Source organism: Streptomyces sp. NPDC006458 (assembly GCF_040612135.1).
GTDB lineage: Bacteria > Actinomycetota > Actinomycetes > Streptomycetales > Streptomycetaceae > Streptomyces.
Map to the genome: position 1 here is coordinate 1 of NZ_JBEXPR010000006.1, position 22,388 is coordinate 22,388.

Below are 22,388 nucleotides of genomic sequence, written 5' to 3' on the forward strand. Positions count from 1 at the left end.
CCATGCGGGACTACGCCGCCCCGCCGGCCCCCGGCCCCGGCGGGGCGGCCGACGGCCGGACCGTCCGACGGCCCCTCGCCCGCAGGCTGCTGGCCCGCCCCGAGGTGGGCGTCCTCCTCGGCGCGGTCGCGGTGTTCGTGTTCTTCCTCGTCGCCGCGCCCGCGGTGCGCGACGGCGACTCGATGGCGAACATCCTCTACCAGTCGTCCACCATCGGGATCATGGCGCTGCCGGTGGCCCTGCTGATGATCGGCGGCGAGTTCGACCTCTCCTCCGGCGTCGCCGTCATCACCTCGGCGCTGACCGCGAGCATGGTCAGCTACCAACTGACCATGAACGTCTGGGTCGGTGTGCTCCTCGCGCTCGCCGTCTCGCTCGCCGTCGGTCTGTTCAACGGCTGGATACTGGTGCGCACCGGTCTGCCGAGCTTCCTCGTCACCCTCGGCACCTTCCTGATCCTCCAGGGCGTCAACCTCGCCGTCACCAAATGGGTCACCGGCAACGTCGCCACCGACGACATCAGCGACATGGACGGCTTCGGCCAGGCCAGGGCGGTCTTCGCCGCCGGCTTCGACGTCGGCGGCGTCCAGATGAAGAGCACCGTCGTGTGGTGGCTGGTCCTCGCCGCCCTGGCGACCTGGCTGCTGCTGCGCACCCGGTACGGCAACTGGGTCTTCGCCGTCGGCGGGAACGAGGAGTCGGCCCGCGCGCTCGGCGTCCCGGTGACCTTCACCAAGATCTCCCTGTTCATGCTGGTCGGCCTCGGCGCCTGGATCGTCGGCATGCACCAGCTGTTCTCCTTCAGCACGGTGCAGTCCGGCGAGGGGGTGGGCCAGGAACTGATCTACATCGCCGCGGCCGTGATCGGTGGCTGTCTGCTGACCGGCGGCCACGGCTCCGCCGTCGGCCCGGTCTTCGGCGCCTTCATGTTCGGCATGGTCCAGCAGGGCATCGTCTACGCCGGCTGGAACCCCGACTGGTTCAAGGCGTTCCTCGGCGTGATGCTGCTCGGCGCCGTCCTGATCAATCTGTGGGTCAGCCGCGCGGCGACCCGGAGGTGACCCACCCGATGACCACCACCCACGCCCCCGGCCCGCCGCTCGTCGAACTGCGCAGGGCCGGAAAGTCGTACGGCAACATCCGCGCCCTGCAGGGCGTCGACCTCGCGGTCCACCCCGGCCGGGTGACCTGTGTGCTCGGCGACAACGGCGCCGGCAAGTCCACCCTCATCAAGATCGTCTCGGGGCTGCACCGGCACACCGAGGGCGAGTTCCTCGTCGACGGCGCACCCGTGCGCTTCGCCACCCCGCGAGAGGCCCTCGACCGGGGCATCGCCACGGTCTACCAGGACCTGGCGACCGTGCCGCTGATGCCGGTCTGGCGCAACTTCTTCCTCGGCTCCGAACTCACCCGGGGCCCCTGGCCGTTCCGCCGTCTCGACATCGACCGCATGAAGCGGACCGCGGACGCCGAACTGCGCGCCATGGGCATCGTCCTGGACGACCTGGAGCAGCCCGTCGGCACCCTCTCCGGCGGCCAGCGCCAGTGCGTCGCCATCGCCCGCGCCGTCCACTTCGGCGCCCGCGTCCTCATCCTCGACGAGCCCACTGCCGCCCTCGGCGTCAAACAGTCCGGCGTGGTCCTGAAGTACATCGCCGCCGCCCGCGACCGCGGACTCGGCGTCATCTTCATCACCCACAACCCCCACCACGCCTACATGGTCGGCGACCACTTCAGCGTGCTGCGCCTCGGCACCCTCGAACTCAGCGCCGCCCGCGCCCAGGTCACCCTGGAGGAGCTCACCAACCACATGGCGGGCGGCGCCGAACTCGCCGCGCTCAAGCACGAACTGGCACAGGTCAGCGGCGTCGACGTGGCCGAACTGCCCGAGGCCGAGGAGGTTACCGCCCCGCAGCCGCCGCCCGCCGACCCCGCTAGCTGACCAACTGGGGCACCGGCGTCCCGGCCGCCGGCTCCGGGGCGTCCGGTCGCCGGCCCCGCACCACCAGGGCCGCGCCCGCCACCGCGAGCAGGAGTCCGACGGCCCCGGCTCCGACCGGCACGGTCGTGCCGAGCGCCCGGAGCCTGGCGCCGTCCTGCTTCGCCTTGTCCACCGCCCGCTTCTGCGTGGCTGTCGTGTGGGTCAGCGCCGGTACGTCCAGCAGGACCACCGCGTCCTTCGTGGCCCCCGGCGCGCCCAGCGTCTGGCGCGGGCCGAGCCGGGCCGACAGCACCCGGCCGGTGACCTGGTCGACGACCAGCCTGATCCCGTGGTTGGAGTACCACTCCTCGGCGAGCACCTGGGGCGCGTCTACGCACCCGCGTGACAAAACAGACCTCGAACGCCGACCGCTCCGAGCGACACGCCCCTCAAGGGGCGCGGGGAACTGCGCGAACGGCCACGACGGGCCGGTGGTGGTTTCTTCGGAGGGGCGCGGGGAACTGCGCGAACGACCACGACGGGCCGACGGTGGTTTCTTCGAGGGGCGCGGGGAACTGCGCGAACGGCCACGGCGGGCCCGCTCCGGCCCACGAACGGTGCTCCGCTGCTCCTGGACGCGACCACGGCACGGACGGACGCGCCGGGCAGGTGGCGCGACCTCCGGCGTGGCACATTCGAGGCAGGAGGGGGCCGGCGGTGTCGCAGTCCGTCACGCTCGGGTATCGCCACCGGCCTCCCTCCACGATGTGCGGGTGCCTCGGCACGAGGTGTGGCTACGGCACCTCCACGCCCACCCAGGCCCCGCTGCGCACCGACCGCTCGATGGCGTCCAGTGCGGCCGCGCTGTGCACGGCGTCCGTGAGCGTCGCCCCGTGGGGCCGGCCCTCGTCGATCGAGCGCAGGAACCGGTACGCCTCGACGACCTTCAGATCGTCGTAGCCCATGGCGTTGGCCGCGCCGGGCTGGAAGGCGCCGAACTCACCGTCGCCTGGGCCGACGTACACCGTGCTCACCGGCTGGTCCTGGTAGCCGGAGCCACGGCTGACGCCGAGCTCGTTCATCCTGCGGAAGTCCCAGAACAGCGCGCCCCGGGTGCCGTGCACCTCGAAGCCGTACGCGTTCTGCTCGCCGACCGAGACCCGGCAGGCCTCCAGGACGCCCCGGGCACCGGAGGCGAAGCGCACCAGGCAGCTCACGTAGTCCTCGTTCTCGACGGGCCCGGGCGCACCACCCGGGGCGCGGGCGTGGCCGGCCGTGGCAGCCGTCGGACGGGGCCGCTCGGGCACGAACACGGCCGTGTCGGCGGTCAGTTCGGCCAGGTCGCCCAGCAGGTGACGGGCGAGGTCGACGCCGTGCGAGGCCAGGTCGCCCAGCACCCCGCTGCCGCCGCGCTCCCGCTCGTACCGCCAGGTCAGCGCGGAGTCGGGATGGGCGGCGTAGTCGCTGAACAGCCGGATGCGGGCATGTGTGACCGGGCCGATCTCCCCGGCGGCGATCAGCGTGCGGGCCGTCTCGACGGCGGGCGCGCCCCGGTAGTTGAAGCCGACCGCGCCCTGCACACCCGCCCCGGCGACCGCGTCGGCCACGGCACGGGCGTCCGCGACCGTCAGGCCGACCGGCTTCTCGATCCAGATGTGCTTGCCCGCCGCGGCCATCGCCGTGCCGATCACCCGGTGCAGGAAGTTCGGCGCCGTGATGCTGACGGCCTCGACCCGCGGGTCGGCCGCCACCTCCCGCCAGTCCCGTGTCGTCGAGGCGAACCCGAACTGCTCGGCCGCCAGCTCGGCCCGCCCCGGCACCTCATCAACGACCGTCACCAGCTCCGGCCGCAGCCCGAGCAGCGGATAGTGGTGCGGCAGCCGGGCGTACGCCCGGCTGTGCACCCGGCCCATCCAGCCGAATCCGACGACCGCGACACCGAGCGCGCGCACCACCATGGCCAGCTCTCCTCTGTGTCCCCGGATGCCTCTTCGGACCGGAGCGAACAGCCCCGAACCACCCTGGGCGCCCGTGTTCACAGGTGTCAATCCGTGCCGCCCGGCCGACCGGGCGCACCCCGCCTCAGAGGGTGATCGCGTACGCCTTGCGCAGCGTCTCGTGAACCGTCCACGTCGTACGGTCGCCCGCGCGCAGCACGGCGAGGTCGCCGGGCCCGACCCGCAGCGTGGGCCCGCCCTCGACCTCGACCGTCGCCGAGCCGCTGATCACCACGAACAGCTCGTCCGCCTCGGTGTCGGTCACCACGCCCGGGGTGATCTGCCAGACGCCCCGGATCTGCTTGCCGTCCGCCGACTCCCAGACCACCTTCCCACTCACCTCGGGCGTGCCGGAGACGATCTGCGCCGGGTCGAGCGGCTCGGGTTCGAGCTCGGCGTCGGGGATGTGGAGAGCGAAGCTGTGCGTCATGGGGCGACCTTAGCCAGCGGGCGGGGCGCTCGGGCGCCGACAGAGTGTGGGGTATCGCCGCTGGTGACCGGACAGTCCGTCGGGTCGGGCCGGACGGGCGAGGTGGCGGGGGCGGGCGGTCCGGGCGATCGTGGAGGGCAGGGCAGGGCAGGGCAGGGCAGGGCAGGGCAGGGCAGGACGAGGGCAGGCCGTGCACGGTGGCGGCCGTGACGCGGTCGCGCCGGCTCGGCGAGCGATCCCTTGAGGAGCGACGAATGATCGACGTCACCGACCAGATCACCTCCGTGCGGCGCAGGGTCGGCCGGCGTCCGTTCCGGGGAGCCGATGCCCGCGGCGTCACCATCGGGCGCACCTTCGACGTCCCGCTCGACGACCTCTGGCACGCCTGCACCAGCCCCGAGCGCCTCCCGCAGTGGTTCCTGCCCCTGACGGGCGACCTGCGCGTCGGCGGCCACTACCAGTTGCAGGGCCATGCCGGCGGCACCGTGGAGCGCTGCGACCCGCCCGAGAGCCTCCTCGCCACCTGGGAGTACGACGGCGACGTCAGCTGGATCGAGCTGCGCCTGACACCCGAGGGGGAGGGACGCAGCCGCTTCGAGCTGGAGCACTTCTTCGAGGCCGACGACGAGAAGTGGGCCCGCTACGGCCCCGGCGCGGTCGGGGTCGGCTGGGACATGGCCCTGATCGGACTCACCCTGCACCTGTCCACCGGCGAGGCCGTAGACGGGGAGCGGGCGATGGCCTGGTTCGGCTCCACCGAGGGCCTCTCCTTCGTCACCGCGGCCGGCGAGTCCTGGTACACCGCGAACGTCGACGGCGGCGAGGACCCGGCCGTCGCCCGCGCCGCCGCCGACCGCAACGCGGCCGCCTACACCGGCGCCGAGCAGGGGTAGCCGCCGGGGGCCCGTGGCGGCCATGCGGTAGGGTTTTACCTGCACGATCACCGGGCTTCGCCCGCTGATCGGGACACCGGGACGTGGCGCAGCTTGGTAGCGCACTTGACTGGGGGTCAAGGGGTCGCAGGTTCAAATCCTGTCGTCCCGACTTTGCTTCATGCAAGTCGGAGGCCGTCTTCTCAGAAATGGGAAGGCGGCCTTTCGTGCGTTGCTCAGCGGATGTCTTGGTCGAGCTGGACGTCGTCCCAGTGGAGTCCGAGGGCTTCGCCCTTGCAGTCGGCAGTCGGCAGCCGGCGGTTGGCGGTTGGCGGCGAGGTCCGGTGAGCAGGGCGAGTACGGCGACGGCGATGACTGACCCCGTGGACGCGGTGGTCGACCCCGTGGTCCTCGACGAACAGCTTCTCCGCCCCTGGTTCAAGAAGGCCAGGAATCGGGGCAAGGGACGCACGGGAATTGCGAGACCTGCACCCGGGAATTACTGCATACGAATGAATATGGTTGCGCGCGTTTTAGAAATGACTCCGTCAGGGGATCGCGGGCGTGATAAGTGTGAGCTGCGCCCCCGCCGGATGTCCCGGAGGGAGTATCGAAAGCGATGGGTTTTCATGGGGTCTCAAGTCATCGAGGAATTCACTGAGGAGCGACTGAAGGCTCTTCTTCAATCGCATTTCCAGATCGATCCGACGAAATTGGACGGGAGTGCGCGGTTCTCGGAGTTGGAACTGGATTCGATCGCCGTGATGGAATTGATCGTGGTGATCGAAGAGCAGACCGGAGTCGATGTCCAGGAAAGTCTCCTCGAACAGATGAACCTCGACACCACCCTCGCCCAGGCCGTCCAAGCGGTCCAACAGGTCTTGTGTACGACAGAAGCCGCCGCGAAGAACGACGGATGAACCGCCACGCGGTGGCCGTCACCGGACTCGGAATGGTCACGCCCGGAGGCGTCGGTGTCGGCGCCACCTGGGACCGCCTGTGCAGCGGCGACCCCACGGCCACCCACGATCCGTCGATGGACGGGCTGCCGGTGACGATGTCCTGCCGGGTGGCCGACACCGACCTCGCGGCTGCCCTGGGTCCCGGCCTGGCATGGCGCACTGACCGATTCATCCAGTTCGCTCACGCAGCGGCCAAGGAAGCCGTCACCGACGCCGGGCTCGACTCCGCGCTGTGGGACGGCAGCCGAGTCGCGGTGGTGATCGGTACCGGGGGCACGAGCCACGACACCACCCTGAAGGTCTGCCAGACCATGGAGAAGGGTCGCCTTCTCGGACTGTCGCCCACGACGCTGCCCCGCAGTCTGCCGAACATGGCCGCCGGCGAGGTCGGGACCATGCTCGGGGCGCTGGGTCCCACTCTGGGCGTCAGTACCGCCTGCGCGTCCGGTGCCACCGCCATCGGTATCGCGAGCATGCTGATCCGATCCGGCGCGTGCGACCTGGCGGTGGCCGGTGGGGCCGACTCCGGCTGCAACCGACTGGCGTCGGCGCTGTTCTGGAGAATGGGGGCGCTGTCCACCCGTGTCCATGACCCGGCCGGCGCGTCCCGTCCCTTCGACACCGACCGGGATGGCTTCGTCCTGTCCGAGGGCGCCGGAGTTCTCGTCCTCGAAAGGGTCGAGCACGCTCGGGCCCGACGAGCCCGCGAGTACGCCCGGCTCACCGGCTACGGCTTTTCGGGCGACGCCCACAACCCCACGGTCCCCCATCCCGAGGGTGCCGGCGCGGTGCGGGCCGTCAACGCCGCCCTGACCGGCGCCGAGCTTGCAGCCGGCGATGTGGGACATGTCAACGCCCACGCCAGCGCCACACGGCTGAACGACCGTGCGGAAGCCACGGCGCTACGCCGTGTCTTCGCCACCCCGCCACCTGTCACCGCGGTCAAGAGCGTCCTGGGGCATCTGCTCGGCGCCGCCGGGGCCGTGGAAGCCGTCTGCTCGGTGCTTTCCCTGCACCATCGACTCATCCCGCCCACCGCCAACCTCGACCGGATGGACCCGGAGATCGACCTCGACGTCGTCACCAAGCGGCCACGGTCCGCCCGTCTGGAGGCAGTGCTCTCCACCTCCTTCGGCTTCGGCGGCCAGAACGCGGCGCTTGTGTTCCAGCGCTCCTGACATCGCCCGGTGACCCGGAACGTCCAGCTCTCGAGGCATCCGAACCGCGTCCGGCCGCGGAGCGGATGGAGGACCGGGACCCGATGCCGACCGCCCGCTGGCGGGCCGAAAGTCTGTGATGACCCTTCCCCTCGATCTCCTGACAGAGCTGGAACCGACCGTGGCCAGGCTTCTGGACCGCCATCTGGCCGCCGCACCGGACTGGTTCCCCCACGCCTACATCCCCTGGAGCCAGGCCACCGACTTCGACGGCCCGCTGAACGGCACGCCCTGGCAGGCCGATCAGTCCGAGCTCCCGAAGGCCGTGGCGGACGCGCTGACGATCAACCTGCTGACCGAGGACAACCTGCCGAGCTACCACTTCGAGATCGCCACGCAGTTCGGCCGCGACGGCGCCTGGGGCGCCTGGGTGCACCGCTGGACGGCCGAGGAAGACCGCCACGCCCACGCGTTGCGGGCCTACCTCCACGCACGCCGTGCCGTGGACCCCGTCGCCCTGGAGCGCCAGCGCATGCGGCACGTGTCCACCGGCTACACCAGCGACCACGCGTCCTTTCTGCACGGCCTGGCCTACGTCACCGTCCAGGAACTGGCCACCCGCGAGGCCCACCGCAACACCGGACTCGCCTGTGCCGATCCCGTGGCCCGTCAGCTGACCACACGGATCGCCGCCGACGAGAACCTCCACATGATCTTCTACCGCGACCTGTACACCGCAGCAGTGGAGTCGGACCCCGACGGCGCCGTCTGTGCCCTCGCCGACGTCATCTGCGCCTTCGACATGCCGGGCACCACCATTCCCGGCTTCCAGCATCGCGCCCTGCGGATCGCCGCGGTCGGCATCTACAACCTCGACGTCCACCGCCGTCATGTACTGCAGCCCCTGCTGCGCGCCCTGGGAGTGATGACCCGCTCGGGTCTCGGCTCCGCCGGCGAGCAGGCCCGTGACCGCATCGGCCGCCATCTCGACGAGTTGCAGACGAAGGCCGAACGCTCCGACCGGCTGTTCGACCGGATGAGAGAAGCCGCTCCCGCCGCTCTGCTTCCCAGCCCTGGTTCATCCATTTCGTACGACGAGAGAGGCGGCCCGTGAACACCCGGACCGACCAGCGTCATCGCGCAGGCGCCACCGCCGAGGACATTCAGGCGCACTACGACATCGGCAAGGACTTCTACGCCCTCTGGCTCGACCCCGGCCTGACGTATTCCTGCGCCCTGTGGGACGGCATCGCCGGGGCGCCCGGGAGCACGGACCTGCTGGTGAAGGCACAGCACGCCAAGCTCCGCTACCACCTCGGCCAGGCGGGCATCACGGCGGACAGCCGACTGCTGGACATCGGTTGCGGCTGGGGCAGTCTGCTGCGGATGGCCACCGAGGAGACCGGTGTCAGGCACGCGGTCGGCCTCACCCTCAGCGCCGACCAGCACGCACATGTGCGCTCGCTCGGGTTGACCGGGGCGGACGTCCAGGTCCAGGACTGGCGCGACCACGAGCCGGAGGACGTGTACGACGGCATCGTTTCGATCGGAGCGTTCGAGCACTTCGCCGATCAGACCATGTCCCGTGACGAACGGATCGGGGCCTACCGTGCCTTCTTCGCGCGTTGCGCTGGATGGCTGCCGCCGCTGGGCCGGCTCAGTCTCCAGACCATCGCGCTCACCGACGACACGGACCACGACGAGTCGGTACCCGAATTCTTCGCACGCGCCGTCTTCCCCGGATCGGCACTGCCGCGATTGTCCGAGATCGCCACCGCGTGTGAGCCGTACTTCGCGATCAGCAGGCTGCGCGAGGACGGTGCGGACTACGCACGCACTCTGCAGGGCTGGTCCACCCGCCTGTTCCAGGCCCGGGAACAGGCTCAACTGCTCGTCGGCCCCGACAACTACCGGCGGTATCGCACCTACCTCCGAGCCAGCCAGATCGTCTTCATGCGCCAGGCCTCCACGCTGTACCGCATCACGTTGCGTCGCTGGCCGGCACGTCGAGGTCCCGGAGGGACTTCAGGGCGTCAGGCTCTCCCCGAGTGACAGGAGGACCTTCCGCCGGTGCGGGTTGATGTTCTCGAGGGAGAGCAAGAGGTAAAGACTGGCCTCATTGTGTTGCGGATCGTATGCGAACTCGCTGCACACCCATGCGCCGGCAAGCAGGTATCCACGGAATTTGGGGGGAATGCGAAGGCCGGGGTCGCGGTCGGCCGATGCGGGATTCCAGAGGGTGTGGGGGCGTACGCGATAGCGGTCGGGGCCCAGATGACCGCCGGCCACCACGTGGTCCCAACAGGTTGCGGCCAGGGCGCCACCCCCGTCGTCGAGGGGAAGAGTCATACGCCCTGAGAGCCAGGCGTGGCCGCTGCGGGTCATGTAGCGGATGATTCCCGCCCACAGCATGGTGATCACAGGGCCGGTGCGGTGGTCGGGGTGAACGCACCCTCGGGTGAGTTCGACGAGCGCCGGCCTCAAGGCGCGATGCGGACTCAGGTCGAACAGGGCCTCCGAGGCCAGTCCCCCCGTCCGCGCGGCGCCTTCGGGCGGGAGGAGGCGGTACATGCCGACCATTTCACCGGTGTCCGTGCGGCGAATGACGAGATGGTCGCAATGCCGGTCGAATCCGTCCATCTCGCGGCCCTGCTCCGAGTGATACCAGGATTTGAGTTCTTCATTGAAGATCCGGTGGCGCAGCTGCTGGGCTTCGAGAATCGTATTTTCGTCACGAGCGACAGAGGCCGTGTAGCGCTGTTCTCCTGCTTTTTTGCAATCGACGGCGGCGGATGTACTCATGATTGTCCTTGTGTGTGAGGGGGCTTTGAGATTGCGGGTGCGTGCCTCGATGCGCCCTGTTTACCGTATATCCCAGGGCTTGCCCGGCAGACGCGCGGTTCCTGTGGCCCGAAATGGTGAGGGGGCGGCGGCTCGTCGGCCCGGAAGCAGAGAGAACTCGTTATACAGTTGCCCCCATGCTCACGGCGAAGTGGATTCTCGGACATCCGTGCAGGATTCTCGCAATGGTCGCCGTGCTGGGGCTGGCACTGCTTCCGGTGACGATCGGCGGCTTTAGTCGATTGACTCCGTCTGGATTCACCGCCACCGGGACCGAGTCCGATCGGGCTGACCATGTGATTGAGGAACAGTTCGACGAGCCCTCCGCCGACCTGATCTTCTTGGTATCCGGCCGAACCTCGATGAAATACGGGGATGCGGCTGTCGCCGGCCGCGCGCTTGCCCGTTCCGTGGCCGGTCAGCCCGGGGTGGCGCAGGTGTGGAGCTATTGGGACACGGCAAGCCCCGCTCTGCTGTCCGCAGACGAGCGGAACGCCCTGATCGGTGTCGAGCTGATCGGAAAAGGGGCGCAAGCCGTCAAGACGGCGCAGAGAATTGTTCCGGGTCTGGTGGGGAATCACGGGGAAGTCACCGTAGCCGCGGCCGGACCAGTATGGAGCAATGCGGAAGCAGTCCGGCTGAGCCGAGAAGATCTACGCACTGCGGAGCTGGCTGCCGCTCCTTTTGTGCTGCTCATCCTGATGGTGGCCCTGCGCTCGGTCGCCTTGGCGCTGTTGCCGATGGTGATCGGGGTCGTCTCCGTCTCGGCGACGCTGGCAGTGCTGAACGGGCTGACTTTTGTCATGCCTGTCTCTGTGTTTGCCGTGAATGTAACAGCGGCCCTGGGATTCGGCCTCTCGGTGGATTATGGCCTCCTGGTCATGATGCGTTGCCGGGAGGAGATGGCTCTCGGGGAAGGGGTGGCGGAAGCCGTCGTTCTCGCGGTCCGTTCGGCTGGGCGCGCCGTGCTCTTCTCCGCCGCCACGGTCATTGCCTGCCTGGTGACATTGCTGATCTTTCCAGTGCCGTTTCTGCGTTCATTGGCAGCCGGTGGTATCGCTGTGGTGACTTTCGCCGCATTGACCACGGTCCTCGTCTATCCAGTACTGTTGCGATTCAGTTTGCTTCCTGCGGCACGGTTTGATCGGCGGCTTTTCGATCGGGTGCGAGGAACGCTGCCGCTCCGCGGGAGAAAGGGCTCGGACACGCCACAGGAGATCTCGACCGTCCCTGGGTACAGCAGAGTGTGGGCGTGGCTGGGAAACGCGGCCACGAGGCGTCCTGTTCTGCTCGGCGCTTCGGCAGCAGTGCTCCTGCTGGGCTGCGCGATGCCTTTGAGCAAAGCCCAGTTCGGTATTGCCGACGAGCGCGTCCTTCCCGAATCCACGCAGGTGCGAAAGACCGGTGAGCGTGTGCGCACCGAATTCCCGGACGCAGCCGGGGCCGAACTGCCCATTGTGCTGAGCGTGGCAGATCCCCGCGCTGCGGGCGTCACTGCGAACGTAGACCGCTACGCTCGTCGGCTGTCATCGGTCGACGGCGTCGCCCGGGTGGACACCATCACCGGCTCCTATCGTGGCGGCAGCCGAGTCACCCCGCCGAATCCGGCACTTCAGCGGTTCGCCGGTGAGGGCGCGTTGCTCCTGGACGTACGCATGCCGCCGGGTTCGCAACCGCCGGCATCCGAGCGCCTGTTGGACCAGATTCGCGCCCTGCCCGCCTTTACGCCGCGGATGGTCGGAGGAACCACTGCCCGCACAGCGGACACGAAGACGGAACTGTCCCGGCGTGTTCCTCTTGCCGCGCTCCTGGCCGGAGCCAGCGCGCTGCTTGTGGTCCTGTCCTTCACGGGCGGGCTGTTCGTTTCCTTCAAGACGGTCGCCCTTGCCGCGCTCAGCCTGAGCGCCGGTGTCGGCTGCATGGTTCCCGTCTTCCAGGAGGGGAATGCGGGTATGACGGGCTTCACGGTCACCGGGCAACTTGAGATCAGCATGCTCCTGCTGATGGTCTGCATCGCCCTCGGCCTGTCCGTGGACTATGAAGTATTCCTGCTGGCGCGCATCAAGGAGCAGTACAGGGCGACAGGGGACAGCCGCTCATCGATCGTTCATGGCATGGCCTGTACCGGACGTCTCATCAGCGCCTCCTCCTTGGTGGTGGTGACGACGATGAGCGCGCTGGCCATGTCCCGCGTCACCTCGCTGAAGCTGCTGGGTACCGGTCTGGCGTTGACCGTCCTCCTGGACGCGACGCTGGTCCGCGCGTTGCTGGTGCCGGCTGCCATGCAGCTGGCGGGACGGGCGAACTGGTGGCTGCCGGACTGGTTGCGCCACATCCGCTACCGGATCAGACCCGACAGTGATGCGATGCAGGAGTGGAGCTTCCCCGACAACCTGCGCTGACAAGAGGCTTGGGACGGGAACCGACGGCCCTCGCCGGCCGTGTCCGGGGCGGGGCGGGATTCTCCGGGGACGGTCGAGGGCCGGGCGGACCAGGGGCGGCCTCAGGCTGTGAGTGCGGGTATCAGGACGAACGCCTGTCTGGCTGTGCGGGAGGCCTGCGGAAACGATGGCCGGGCAGGGCGGTCCGAGCGCGCCGGGGCCCTGCGCTCCCACGCCCCCCAGCCTCGTGAAAGGCAGTGATCCCTCGTGAGTTCGAGCGCACGGCAGGCCGCGTTCGACCGGTGGCGGTACGCGGGTGTCCTCCTGCTGCTGTTCCTGTTCGGCACCGAGACATTCCTGGTCTCCCCGCTGCTGCCCACCATCGCGGACGACATCGACGTGTCCGAGTCCGCGGCCGCCCACAGCGTCACCGCGTACGTCCTCGTCTACGCGGTCGCGGCGCCCTTCCTGGGACTGCTCAGCGACCGCGTCGGCAGGCGGCGCACCCTTCTCGCCGGCACCGCGCTGTTCCTGCTCGCCAACGCGGCGGCCGCCGCGGCGGACGGGCTCGCCCTGCTGATCGTCTCGCGGGCCCTGGCCGGCCTCGCCGCCGCCGCGGCCGGACCGGCGATCTGGGCGCACATCGCCGAGACCGCCCCCGACCGGGTGCGCGGCCGGGCGCTCGCCCTGGGCATGGCCCTGTTCTCCTGCGGCCAGGTCGTCGGCGTGCCGCTCGGCGGGCTGCTGGCCGGGGCGGCGGGCTGGCGCTCGGCGTTCCTCGCCCTCGCCGTCGCCACCGCAGCGGCCGTGCCCCTGCTCCTGCGCCAGGTGACCGGCCGCCCCGCGCCCGAGGCCGCGGCACGGAACCAGGGCGCCTTCGTCGCCGTGCTCGCCGCGTGGCGCCACCCCGCCCTGCGCCGGGCCCTCGCCGTCAACACCGCCTTCCACGCGGCCAACCTGGGCGCCTACACGTTCCTCGGCGTGGTGCTCGTCGACCGGTTCGATCTGTCGGTCTCCGCGCTCGGCCTCGTCGGTGTCCTGGTCGGCGCGGGCAGCGTGGCCGGATCGCTGGCCGGCGGCCGGCTGGGCGACCGGGCGCGGGCCGCGGGCCGCGACCACCTGCCGCTGCTGCCGGTGTGGGGGCTGCTCCTCGCCGTGGGTGTCGCGCTGTCCGCCGTGGGTCCTGGCCTGGTGCTCGCGCTGCTCGGTGTGACCGTCTGGTTCGTGGCGAGCGGCGGATTCGTCATCGACCAGCAGACCCTCGCGGGTACCGCCGCCCCCGATCTGCGGGCCACCTCCAGCGCGTGGCTGACCTCGACGATGTACGCCGGAACCGGACTCGGTGCCTGGGCCGTCGGCGCCTTCGACGACGCGGCGACCGGCACGCTCCTGATCGGGTCGGGCCTCGCCCTGGTCTCGGCGCTCGCGGCACTGGCCGTGAGCGCCGGGATGCGACGGGACGGGAGACGCCAGGGCGACACGGCGGCCCCCGTGCCGGGCCGGGCGGCCGAGGAGACGGCCCGACCCTGACGTCCGGGAGCCGGACGGGCGTACGGACGTCAGGGCCGGGCCCCCGCGCTCAGCCCGCCGCGCGCGCGTCCGCCTCCGGGTCCACCGCCCGCAGCGGCCGCGCGCACAGCCCCGTCATCCGCTCGCGGTCCCGCTCGGTCGACGGCGTGAACAGCAGGATGAGGGCGGAGGGGTCGTCCACCGGGTGGAAGGACGACAGCGACAGCGTCATCGGGGCCGACCCCGGGGGCCGTACCGTCACCGTACGGGCCGTCAGCTCCGCCACCGAGTGGCACCCCCACCAGTGGCGGAGCTCCGGCGCGTCCTCCTCCAGCCGGTCGTAGAGCTCACCCGTGCGCCCGTCGGCCAGGGCGGGACCGGCCTGGGCGCGGAAGTGCTGGAAGATGTTCATCGCCAGCGGCTCCCAGTCGAGCAGCACCGTCCGCAGCCGCGGGTCGGCCACCATCAGCCACATCAGGTTGCGCCGGTCGCCCGGCACCGACTCGGGGCTGCCCCACAGGGCGCTCCACGCCGTGTTCCAGGCGAGCAGGTCGAAGTGCCGGTCCAGCAGCACCGCCGGACTGGCCGGCCAGGAGTCGAGGATCGGCCGGACGGTCGCGGCCAGCCCCGCCGACTCGGCGCCGGACGCCACCGGTTCGTGGTAGCCGGCCAGCCGCATCGCGTGCCGCAGCCCGGCCGCGTCCAGCCGCAGCGCCCTGGCCACCGACGTCAGCACCTGCCTGCTGGCGGTCACCCGGCCCTGCTCCAGCCAGGTGTACCAGGCGAGCCCGACACCGGACAGCGAGGCGACCTCCTCCCGGCGCAGGCCGGGCGTGCGTCGCCGCGGCGTCGCCGTGAGCCCCACGTCGACGGGCTTGAGCAGCTCACGGTGGGCGCGCAGGAAGGCCCCCAGCTCCTGGCTGGGGCCGGGGGTGGGAGTGGACATGCTGACGGCTCCTCGTTCGGTTCGGTTCCGCGGTCGGGCCGGAGTCCCGGGAGGGCATCCGGACCCGTGGGGTTCAGCCTAGGCCGCGTCGTTCGCGTGCGCCGAGCCGCCACAGCCGTACCGGCATCGCGCTGACCCGCCCCTGCCGTGACTGCCGCTCCCAGGCGGCCCGGCCGACGGCGGCGAAGAACTCCGCCCGCTTCTCGGGCTCCAGCACGGAGGCGTAGTAGTCGCCGAAGGTCGCCGCGTGGAAGTGCTCGTACTGTGCCGCGTCCCGCACGGTGACCACCGCCTCCCGCTCCCACCAGTCGTCGATCGTGAAGAACTCGGACAGCAGTTCGGCGAGTTCGCTCTCGGAGCGGGTCCGGGTCGCGATGGGCAGCACCTCGTGGCCGGCCAGCAGCGCCGGTACCGACTCCCGCGCGACGCCGAGCGCCGTCAGGGCCTCCCGCACGATGTCGTCCTCGCCGCCGAGCCCGTGCTCGTCCCGCGCCGGGTGATACGTCGTCAGCAGGAAGCTGCCGCCCGGCGCGAGATGGTCCCGCACCCAGGCCAGCACCCGGTGCTCCACCGGGTACAGCCAGTGCAGCACCGACGTCATCGTCACCACGTCGGCCCGGTACGGCAGCGCCGCCGGCGCGGTCAGATCGGCCTGCCGCAGCACCACCCGGTCGCCGTACGGGCGCAGCCGTTCGCCCGCCTCGGCGATCCGGTGCTCCGAGCGCTCCAGCCCGACGGCCAGCCGCAGCGAGGGGTGGCGCTCCAGCGCCTCCTGGAGCAACTGGCCTATCCCGCTGCCGAGATCGACCAGTACGCCGGGCTCGCCGGGCACCCGGTCGAGCACCCAGTCGCGGTCGTGCACCTGACGCAGCCGGCTGGCGTCGTCGTATCCGCCCAGGGTGCGGGCCTGGGCCTCGATGTCGGACAGGGTCACGACTGCTCCTCAACGGTGGATGCCGGGGTGGTGGGACGGCCGGGCTGCGGCACGGCGATGAACTCCTCCAGGCGCCGCCGTACTTCGCTCTGGTCGTACCGTTTGAACAGGTTGATCCGGTTGCGGGCCAGGTCGCCGCGGTGGACGAGCTCGTAGAGGTGCTGGCGCTGGCCGAAGCCGTCGCCGGTCAGCTCCCAGGCGAGCCGCAGCAGGCGGGACTTGCGCTCGGCGTCGATGCCGCGCCCGCGCATGTAGCGGTCGAGCAGGGGGCGCAGCCGGGGATGCGCGAGATCCTTCTCGGTGGGCTGCATCAGCAGCCCCGACGCCCCGATCCGGCGCAGTACGTCCACCGCGCCGTCGGCGACCTCGGCCGACCAGACCCGGCTCGCGGCCGTGTCACCGGGGGCGAGCAGCCCGCCGTCGGTGACGGTGGCACGGGCCTCGGCCGCGTCGAGGAAGAGTTCCGTCAGCTCGGTGTACGAGGCGAGCCGGCCGAGGTCCTCCTGGATGTTGCGGAAGCCGTCGACACCGATGCTCTCGGCGACCAGGGTGGCGGTGGCCAGCAGGGTGCGCAGCCGTTCCCGGTAGCGGACGTGCGCGATGTACGCCGACCACGCGTTGATCCGGGCCAGCCCGGTGCGGGCCAGGGGCGCGTCCTTCAGCAGGAAGACCCGGTCCCACGGGACGAGGACGTCGTCGAAGAAGAGCATGGCGTCCTGCTCGTCGTAGCGCGCCCCCAACGGGTGGGCGTGCCCCCACGGTTCGGCGCCCAGCGGCTCCCGGCACAGGGTCACCAGGCCGGGCGTGTTCAGCGGCAGCGCGAACCAGACGACGAACTGCTCGCCGCGCCGCTGGGTGAACGAGGCCGACAGATAGACGAGCACCTCGTGGGCGAGGGGAGCGAGCGTGGTGAGCTGCTTGGCGCCGCGCACGACGATGCCCCGGTCGTTCTCGGCCAGCACCCGCAGCGCCAGGTCCGGGTCGTCCACCGGGTCGGCGGAGCGGTCGATCTGCGGATCGCCCAGCGCGTGCGAGAGCACGAGGTCGTTCGACGCGCAGTACCGGTACCAGGCCTCCGCGTTGGCGCCGAAGCCAGGCCGGGACCGGTCCAGCTGGTGGCGGAAGTCGTAGACACCGACGGCGATCGAGGCCATGAAGGACGGCGAACGGCCGTGCTGCCCGAAGGCGTTCGCATGCCAGAACTCCGCGCTGCGGCGCTGGAGACGCAGTTCCTCGAGTGTGCGCGGCGGCTGGTAGGCGCGGGCCAGGCGCAGGCCGCTGTCGGGGTCCTCGTACGTGAGCAGTTCCCGGTGCTCGGGGGCGTGCTGGAGGTCGAGCAGGTCCGCGAGGGCGTCGGCCGCGGGACGGAACGCGGGGTGGCCGGCCGGGTCCGACACCCGCTCCCCGTCGAGGTACAGCTCACGGCCGTCGTCGAGCTCCGCTCGATACCGGTCGCCGGTGAGCAGCCCCCGGGCGGTGGCGGCCGAGGTGTCCAGCAGGGTCATGTGCGGGCTCCCGTCGAGGGTGTGGGCAGTCCGGCGAGTGAGCGGTACTCGCCGTGGTGGTAGATCAGCGGCTCGCCGGGCACCGCGTCGGCGGCGGCGACCCGTCCGACGAGGACGGCGTGGTCGCCGCCGGGCAGCACGGTGTGCAGCCGGCAGTCGAACCAGGCCAGACAGTCCTCCAGGACCGGCGCCCCGGTGGCCCGGTGGAGCATCGGCGCGGCGGTGAACAGCCCGAGGGCGCGCCCGGCGCCCGGTGCCGCGAAGTGCCGGGCGACCGGCTCCTGATGGCGGGCCAGCACGGACACGGCGTAGCGGCCGTCGGCGCGGATCGCGGCGGTCAGCGGGCTGCGGGCGCTGACCGCGACGCTGACCAGGAGCGGGTCGAGGGAGAGGGTGCACAGGGACGACACGGTCTTGGCGAAGACCTCGTCCCCGTGCCGGGCGGTGAGCAGGGCGACCCCGGTGGTCCAGCGGCGGGCGGCGAGGCGGAAGGCGTCCGTGCCCGCCTCACCGTTCCGGGGCAGGGGCGCGCCCGTCTCGCCGCGCCGGGGCGAGTCCGCGGCTGTCCCCCCGCGCCGGACGGCGTCCGTGCTCGCCTCGACCAGCCCGTCGGGGGGCCCGGCCGCGGCGCGGGCCGGGCCGGCGGTGCGTGGGGCGCTCATCGCAGCCCCACCCGGTAGGCGCGCAGCCATTCGTCGACCTGCACCAGGTGGTCCAGTCCGCCCACCGGGTTGGGCGCGGTGCGCGGACTGGGCAGCGGGCGGCCCTCCTTCAGGGCCCGGCGTACGGTCTCCCGGTCGACCAGGTCGAAGACCGGGGCCGCCGGGTCGGCGAGCAGTTCACGGGCGCGCTCGGTGAGGACCTGTGTGTAGCGCACGGCGGGTGTCGACGGGTAACCGCTCTTGGGCCGGTCGGCGACCTGCGTCGGCAGCAGGTCGCGCACGGCGTCGCGCAGCAGCCCCTTGGGCCTGCCGTCCGGTGCCTTGAGGGCCCAGGGCACGTTCCAGGCGTACTCCACGAGGCGGTGGTCGCAGAACGGCACGCGCACCTCCAGGCCGACCGACATGCTGATCCGGTCGACGCGTTCCAGCAGCGGCGGCAGCCAGCGGGTGAGCGCGAGATGGAACAGCTCACGCATCCGGCGGTCGGTGCCGCTCTCGCCGGGCAGCGCGGGCACCTGCGCCAGCGTGCCGCGGTACTGCTCGGCGGTGTACTCCTCGGGCCGGACCACGGCCCGCACCTCCGGACGCAGCAGCGCGGCCGGGGTCGTACGGCCGTGCAGCCAGGGGAAGGTGTCCGCGGCGCGGGCGGCGGGGTCGTGGAAGTAGGGGTATCCGCCGAAGACCTCGTCGGCGGCCTCCCCGGACAGGGCGACCGTCGAACGCCGGCGCACCTCGCGGAACAGCAGGTGCAGCGAGGCGTCCATCTCGCCCCAGCCCGGCCGGTCCCGGGCGCGCAACACGGCCTCCCGGGCGTCGAGGAGGTCGTCGTCGGGGATGACGACCGTGGTGTGCAGGGTGCCGATGTGCTCGGCGGCCGCCCGGACGAAGGGGGCGTCGGCGCCGGTGCGCCAGTCGTCGGGCGCCCGGTCGGCGCTGCCGGGGAAGTCCACCGAGAAGCTGCTGACCTTGCCCTGCCCGGCCCGTTCCCGGGCCAGGGCCGCGAGCGCCGTGATCGCGCTGGAGTCGACACCCCCGGACAGCAGGGTGCACAGCGGCACGTCGCTCATCAGCTGGCGCTCGACGGCGTCGGCGAGCAGCTCGCGCACGGTCCGCCGGGTCGTGGCCGGGTCGTCGGTGTGCGGCCGGGAGACCGGCTGCCAGTACCGGGTCTCCCGGGTCACGGACCGCCGTACCCGCACCAGATGGCCGGGACGCACCTCGCGCAGCCCCCGGAACAGGCCGTGCCCGGCGGTGGGTGCGGCGGGCAGCGCGAACAGTTCGGCGATGCCCTCGGCGTCCAGTTCGGCGCGGAACTCCGGATGGGCGAGCACGGATTTCGGCTCCGAGCCGAAGAGGACGCCCGTGGCGTGCGCGTGCCAGTACAGCGGCTTGATGCCCAGGTGGTCGCGGACCAGGAGCAGTTCCTGCGCGCGCTCGTCCCACAGGGCGTAGGCGAAGATGCCGTTGAAGCGGCGGGGTGCCTCGGCGCCCCACTGGAGATGGGAGCGGAGCACGACCTCCGTGTCGGAGCGGGTGCGGAAGGTGTGGCCGAGGGCCTCCAGTTCACGCCTGAGGTCCGTGTGGTTGTACAGCTCCCCGTTGTAGGTGAGTACCGTCCTGTCCGCCTCCAGGGGCTGGGCGCCGCCGTCGAGGTCGATGACGGAGAGACGACGGTGGCCGAGTGCCGCGTGCCGGGTGAGCCGGATGCCGGCGGCGTCGGGGCCGCGGCAGGCGAGGGTCTCGGTCATCTTCTCCACGGTGGAGCCCTGGGTCCGCAGGTCGGCCGCCCAGTCGAGCCATCCGGTGACGCCGCACATCACTGCTCCCCGGAAAGGTCGGCGGAACGGTCCTGCTCGGCGGGGGTGCCCGCACAGGCGGACGCCTCCCAGCGGCAGCCGTGTCCGGTGGGCCCGGTGCGCAGGCTGTGCGACGGCTCGAAACCCTTGGCGCGGATGTTCGCGGACAGGGCCTTGACGCAGTATGTGCAGGGCGAGGCGAGGGTGATGCGGACGCCGGAGCGCCGGGCCTTCTCCCGGTAGTCCCAGATCGCGCAGTGGGTGATGGTCAACGCCGCGCGGTCGGCCTCCCCGGTGTCGGGGTCGTCGTCGAACTCGTAGTCCGATCCGTACAGTTCCGCCTGGCGGGCGATGCGGTGCACGGGGTCGGCGGCGCCCCGGCCGCGGTCGGGCTCCACCTCGCGGTGGACCTCGCCGATGGCCGCCGCCCAGCCGGCGAGCGCCTGTTCGCCGAACCGGGCGACGAGGAAGCGCTCCATCAGGGCCTGGCCGCGGAAGAAGACCCGCTGCCAGGCCACGGAGGTGCCGGTCTCGGCGTCCGGCAGATCGGCGAAGATCTCCGACTGGAGCGCGAACCAGTCCACGAGGTGCGTGTTGTTGTTCCGTGCGGCCAGCAGCCGGGTCAGCCCGGACTCCGCCTCGTGCAGTCGCTGCCTCCAAAGGCTCGACCGCTCGGCGTCCGGCATGCCGCGGTAGGTGTTGCGCAGCCGCTCGGCTGTCTGCGGCTCGGGCGCACCGGGCGTGCGCGGGCCGTCCAGTACGGCGGTGACGGGACGCCCGGTCTCCCGGGCGCCGAGGCTGTCGTCCGCGGTGGTCGCCGGAACCCCGTCGGAACCGTCGCGTGCGATGCCTGCTGCGGGCGCATCGCTCATCTCGGATCTCCTTCGCGGTGGGGAGCGGACCGGTGGGGTCCTGTTGTACGGCAACGCTATGAAGCGGGCCGGGCAGGTCAGAAGCCCCGAAAGGCTGCGCCGACGGCGACCATCGGGGCCCGGGGACTGCTCCGAAGGTCGCCCCTGGGGGCGTTGATGTGGTGAGGGACGAGGTGCTTTCGGCTGACGCCGAGTGGCTCGGGGGCCGCCTGTCCGGCGTATTCCGGCCTTGAGGCCTTGAGGCCTTGAGGCCTTGAGGCTCTGCGGCTCTGCGGCTTGCGGCCTTGCGTCTGCGGTCTGCGGTCTGCGGTCTGCCGTCTGGCCGTCTGCGGCCCTGCGGCCTGCCGCTTGCCGTCTGCCGGCCCTGGACCGACGCGGGCGACCGTGGGCGCTCCCCGAGGACGCCGACGGGCGGGCACCTCACGGTGCCCGCCCGTCGAGGGTCGGCGGCTCAGCCCGCCAGGCCGTGGCGGTGCGCGTACAGCGCGGCCCGCAGCCGGTCCGACTGGCCGATCTTGCGCATGGCGTTCGTCAGGTGCTTCTTCACCGTGGCCTCGGCCAGCGCCAGTTCGCGCCCGATCTCGGCGTTGCTCAGCCCGCGGGCGAGCTGCGCGAGGACCTGGCGTTCCCGGTCGGTGAGCCCGCAGTGCTGCGGCAGGGGCTCGGCGGCCTCCCCGGCCAGGCTCGCCGCCTGCACACGGGCCGGCGGGGGAGCGGGCAGGAACACCGAACCGCCGGCACCGGCCACGGAGACCGCGCGGATGATCCGGTCCTCGGCCAGGTCGAGCGGGAAGCAGCCGCTCGCACCCGCCAGCAGCATGCGACTCGCCTCGGCGGTGCTCTCCGCCCGGCGCAGCAGCAGCACCCGCGCCTGGGGCGCCACATCGGCGGCACGCAGCCAAGCCACCAGCGCCAGGTCCTCCGCGAGCGTCCCGCCGCGGCCGAGCAGCACCACGTCGGGCTGGATCCGGCGCAGCGCCTCGGGCAGCCGCAGCGGGTCCGCGGAGCTGCCGACGACCGTGAGGCCCGGGTCTGCGTTCAGGACACTGCGCAGTCCGGCGCTGGCCACCGGGTGGCGCTGGGCGAGGAAGACCCGGACGACGGGCGCCTGGCGGTGGGCCCGCGGCCCCGCGCAGGTGGCATGGCCGCAGTCGCAGACGGCCACCGGTGGCCGCCCGCCGGGCCGTTCCTCCGACTCGGCCAGCAACTGGTGGCCGGCGATCATGTCGAGCGGGTTGTCGATCTCGGCGTGCAGCGCCCTCGGATCGTCGGGCGCGGGCGCGGGCGCGATGGTCAGCGTGGTCACGACGAACTCCCTGACAGAGCAAGGGAGATGGCGTCAGAACGGCGGTACGGCTTCATGTGTGTCCCCTCGGCGGTGGCGGATCGGCCTGGAGCAGGGAGAGGGGCGCGGACGGACGGAGCCGTCGGGTCAGCGCCCGGCACACGGACGACAGGACTCGTCGAAGCACCTGCGGTGCCACGAGCCGCCGATACCGACCAGGGTGAAGTCGGTTCGCCGTTTGACCATGCGAGCAGCGTAATTCGGCCGTTCGACGGGGGTCAACAAGGACCGGACCACATGCGTATGAGGGAACCGTGT

At 71.5% G+C, this 22,388-nt stretch carries 19 protein-coding genes, 1 tRNA gene and 1 pseudogene; 10 read left to right on the forward strand and 11 right to left on the reverse strand.

What is annotated here, in order from left to right; all coding sequences use genetic code 11:
- The first annotated feature begins 2 nt into the window (after nt 1-2).
- Both ABZZ79_RS09695 and ABZZ79_RS09700 read left to right on the forward strand, forming a co-directional pair.
- Nucleotides 3-1,061 (forward strand): ABC transporter permease, encoded by a 1,059-nt coding sequence (locus ABZZ79_RS09695; RefSeq protein ID WP_356688306.1) that lies wholly within the window; start codon nt 3-5, stop codon nt 1,059-1,061.
- An 8-nt stretch (nt 1,062-1,069) separates the two neighbouring features.
- Entirely contained in the window at nt 1,070-1,942 is an 873-nt protein-coding gene (locus ABZZ79_RS09700) for an ATP-binding cassette domain-containing protein (RefSeq protein WP_356688308.1), read from the forward strand.
- On the opposite strand, the pseudogene ABZZ79_RS09705 reads toward ABZZ79_RS09700, so the two are convergent.
- From ABZZ79_RS09705 to ABZZ79_RS09715, 3 genes and pseudogenes are all read right to left on the reverse strand, one after another.
- Nucleotides 1,935-2,333 (reverse strand): annotated as a pseudogene (locus ABZZ79_RS09705) (porin PorA family protein); the annotation flags it as partial. The gene ABZZ79_RS09700 and the pseudogene ABZZ79_RS09705 overlap by 8 nt on opposite strands.
- A gap of 382 nt (nt 2,334-2,715) precedes the next feature.
- Complete coding sequence (locus ABZZ79_RS09710) at nt 2,716-3,876, reverse strand: Gfo/Idh/MocA family oxidoreductase (protein WP_356688641.1); 1,161 nt, start codon at nt 3,874-3,876, stop codon at nt 2,716-2,718.
- Nucleotides 3,877-4,003: 127 nt separating this feature from the next.
- Nucleotides 4,004-4,348 carry a cupin domain-containing protein gene (locus ABZZ79_RS09715; protein WP_356688310.1) on the reverse strand — a complete coding sequence of 115 codons (345 nt, stop codon included), beginning with the start codon at nt 4,346-4,348 and terminating at the stop codon, nt 4,004-4,006.
- A gap of 254 nt (nt 4,349-4,602) precedes the next feature.
- On the opposite strand from ABZZ79_RS09715, the gene ABZZ79_RS09720 reads away from it, so the two are divergent.
- The 6 genes from ABZZ79_RS09720 to ABZZ79_RS09745 all read left to right on the forward strand — a co-directional run bounded on the left by ABZZ79_RS09720 (nt 4,603) and on the right by ABZZ79_RS09745 (nt 9,391).
- Nucleotides 4,603-5,241 (forward strand): SRPBCC family protein, encoded by a 639-nt coding sequence (locus ABZZ79_RS09720; protein WP_356688312.1) that lies wholly within the window; start codon nt 4,603-4,605, stop codon nt 5,239-5,241.
- Between the two features lie 77 nt (nt 5,242-5,318).
- Nucleotides 5,319-5,392 (forward strand) — tRNA-Pro (locus ABZZ79_RS09725).
- 199 nt (nt 5,393-5,591) lie between these two features.
- On the forward strand, nt 5,592-6,140 hold the full coding sequence (locus ABZZ79_RS09730; protein WP_356688314.1) for an acyl carrier protein: 549 nt from the start codon (nt 5,592-5,594) through the stop codon (nt 6,138-6,140).
- The gene (locus ABZZ79_RS09735) at nt 6,137-7,360 is read left to right on the forward strand and encodes a beta-ketoacyl-[acyl-carrier-protein] synthase family protein (RefSeq protein WP_356688316.1); all 1,224 of its coding nucleotides are present in this window, start codon (nt 6,137-6,139) and stop codon (nt 7,358-7,360) included. The genes ABZZ79_RS09730 and ABZZ79_RS09735 overlap by 4 nt, the downstream gene beginning before the upstream one ends.
- Nucleotides 7,361-7,520: 160 nt before the next feature.
- Nucleotides 7,521-8,453: an acyl-ACP desaturase gene (locus tag ABZZ79_RS09740; protein ID WP_356688318.1), complete on the forward strand. Its 933-nt coding sequence runs from the start codon at nt 7,521-7,523 to the stop codon at nt 8,451-8,453.
- The gene (locus ABZZ79_RS09745; protein WP_356688320.1) at nt 8,450-9,391 is read left to right on the forward strand and encodes a cyclopropane-fatty-acyl-phospholipid synthase family protein; all 942 of its coding nucleotides are present in this window, start codon (nt 8,450-8,452) and stop codon (nt 9,389-9,391) included. Before ABZZ79_RS09740 ends, ABZZ79_RS09745 begins: the two co-directional genes overlap by 4 nt.
- On the opposite strand, the gene ABZZ79_RS09750 is transcribed toward ABZZ79_RS09745, so the two are convergent.
- Entirely contained in the window at nt 9,365-10,141 is a 777-nt protein-coding gene (locus tag ABZZ79_RS09750) for a GNAT family N-acyltransferase (protein ID WP_356688322.1), read from the reverse strand. The genes ABZZ79_RS09745 and ABZZ79_RS09750 overlap by 27 nt on opposite strands.
- A gap of 176 nt (nt 10,142-10,317) precedes the next feature.
- On the opposite strand from ABZZ79_RS09750, the gene ABZZ79_RS09755 reads away from it, so the two are divergent.
- A complete protein-coding gene (locus tag ABZZ79_RS09755; protein WP_356688324.1) occupies nt 10,318-12,582 on the forward strand; it encodes an MMPL family transporter in 2,265 nt (754 codons plus the stop codon).
- A gap of 246 nt (nt 12,583-12,828) precedes the next feature.
- A complete protein-coding gene (locus tag ABZZ79_RS09760; protein WP_356688326.1) occupies nt 12,829-14,091 on the forward strand; it encodes an MFS transporter in 1,263 nt (420 codons plus the stop codon).
- 49 nt (nt 14,092-14,140) lie between these two features.
- Here the strand turns inward: ABZZ79_RS09760 and ABZZ79_RS09765 are convergent, their stop codons facing one another.
- From ABZZ79_RS09765 to ABZZ79_RS09795, 7 genes are all read right to left on the reverse strand, one after another.
- Nucleotides 14,141-15,016 carry a helix-turn-helix transcriptional regulator gene (locus ABZZ79_RS09765; protein ID WP_356688328.1) on the reverse strand — a complete coding sequence of 292 codons (876 nt, stop codon included), beginning with the start codon at nt 15,014-15,016 and terminating at the stop codon, nt 14,141-14,143.
- A gap of 73 nt (nt 15,017-15,089) precedes the next feature.
- On the reverse strand, nt 15,090-15,950 hold the full coding sequence (locus ABZZ79_RS09770; RefSeq protein ID WP_356688330.1) for a class I SAM-dependent methyltransferase: 861 nt from the start codon (nt 15,948-15,950) through the stop codon (nt 15,090-15,092).
- The gene (locus tag ABZZ79_RS09775; RefSeq protein ID WP_356688332.1) at nt 15,947-17,455 is read right to left on the reverse strand and encodes a 4-hydroxyphenylacetate 3-hydroxylase N-terminal domain-containing protein; all 1,509 of its coding nucleotides are present in this window, start codon (nt 17,453-17,455) and stop codon (nt 15,947-15,949) included. The genes ABZZ79_RS09770 and ABZZ79_RS09775 overlap by 4 nt, the downstream gene beginning before the upstream one ends.
- Entirely contained in the window at nt 17,452-18,117 is a 666-nt protein-coding gene (locus ABZZ79_RS09780) for a flavin reductase family protein (protein ID WP_356688334.1), read from the reverse strand. The genes ABZZ79_RS09775 and ABZZ79_RS09780 overlap by 4 nt, the downstream gene beginning before the upstream one ends.
- Entirely contained in the window at nt 18,114-19,934 is a 1,821-nt protein-coding gene (gene asnB / locus ABZZ79_RS09785) for an asparagine synthase (glutamine-hydrolyzing) (protein ID WP_356688336.1), read from the reverse strand. Before asnB ends, ABZZ79_RS09780 begins: the two co-directional genes overlap by 4 nt.
- Complete coding sequence (locus ABZZ79_RS09790) at nt 19,934-20,785, reverse strand: hypothetical protein (RefSeq protein WP_356688338.1); 852 nt, start codon at nt 20,783-20,785, stop codon at nt 19,934-19,936. The genes asnB and ABZZ79_RS09790 overlap by 1 nt, the downstream gene beginning before the upstream one ends.
- A gap of 451 nt (nt 20,786-21,236) precedes the next feature.
- Entirely contained in the window at nt 21,237-22,091 is an 855-nt protein-coding gene (locus ABZZ79_RS09795) for a response regulator transcription factor (RefSeq protein ID WP_356688340.1), read from the reverse strand.
- Nucleotides 22,092-22,388: the final 297 nt, after the last annotated feature.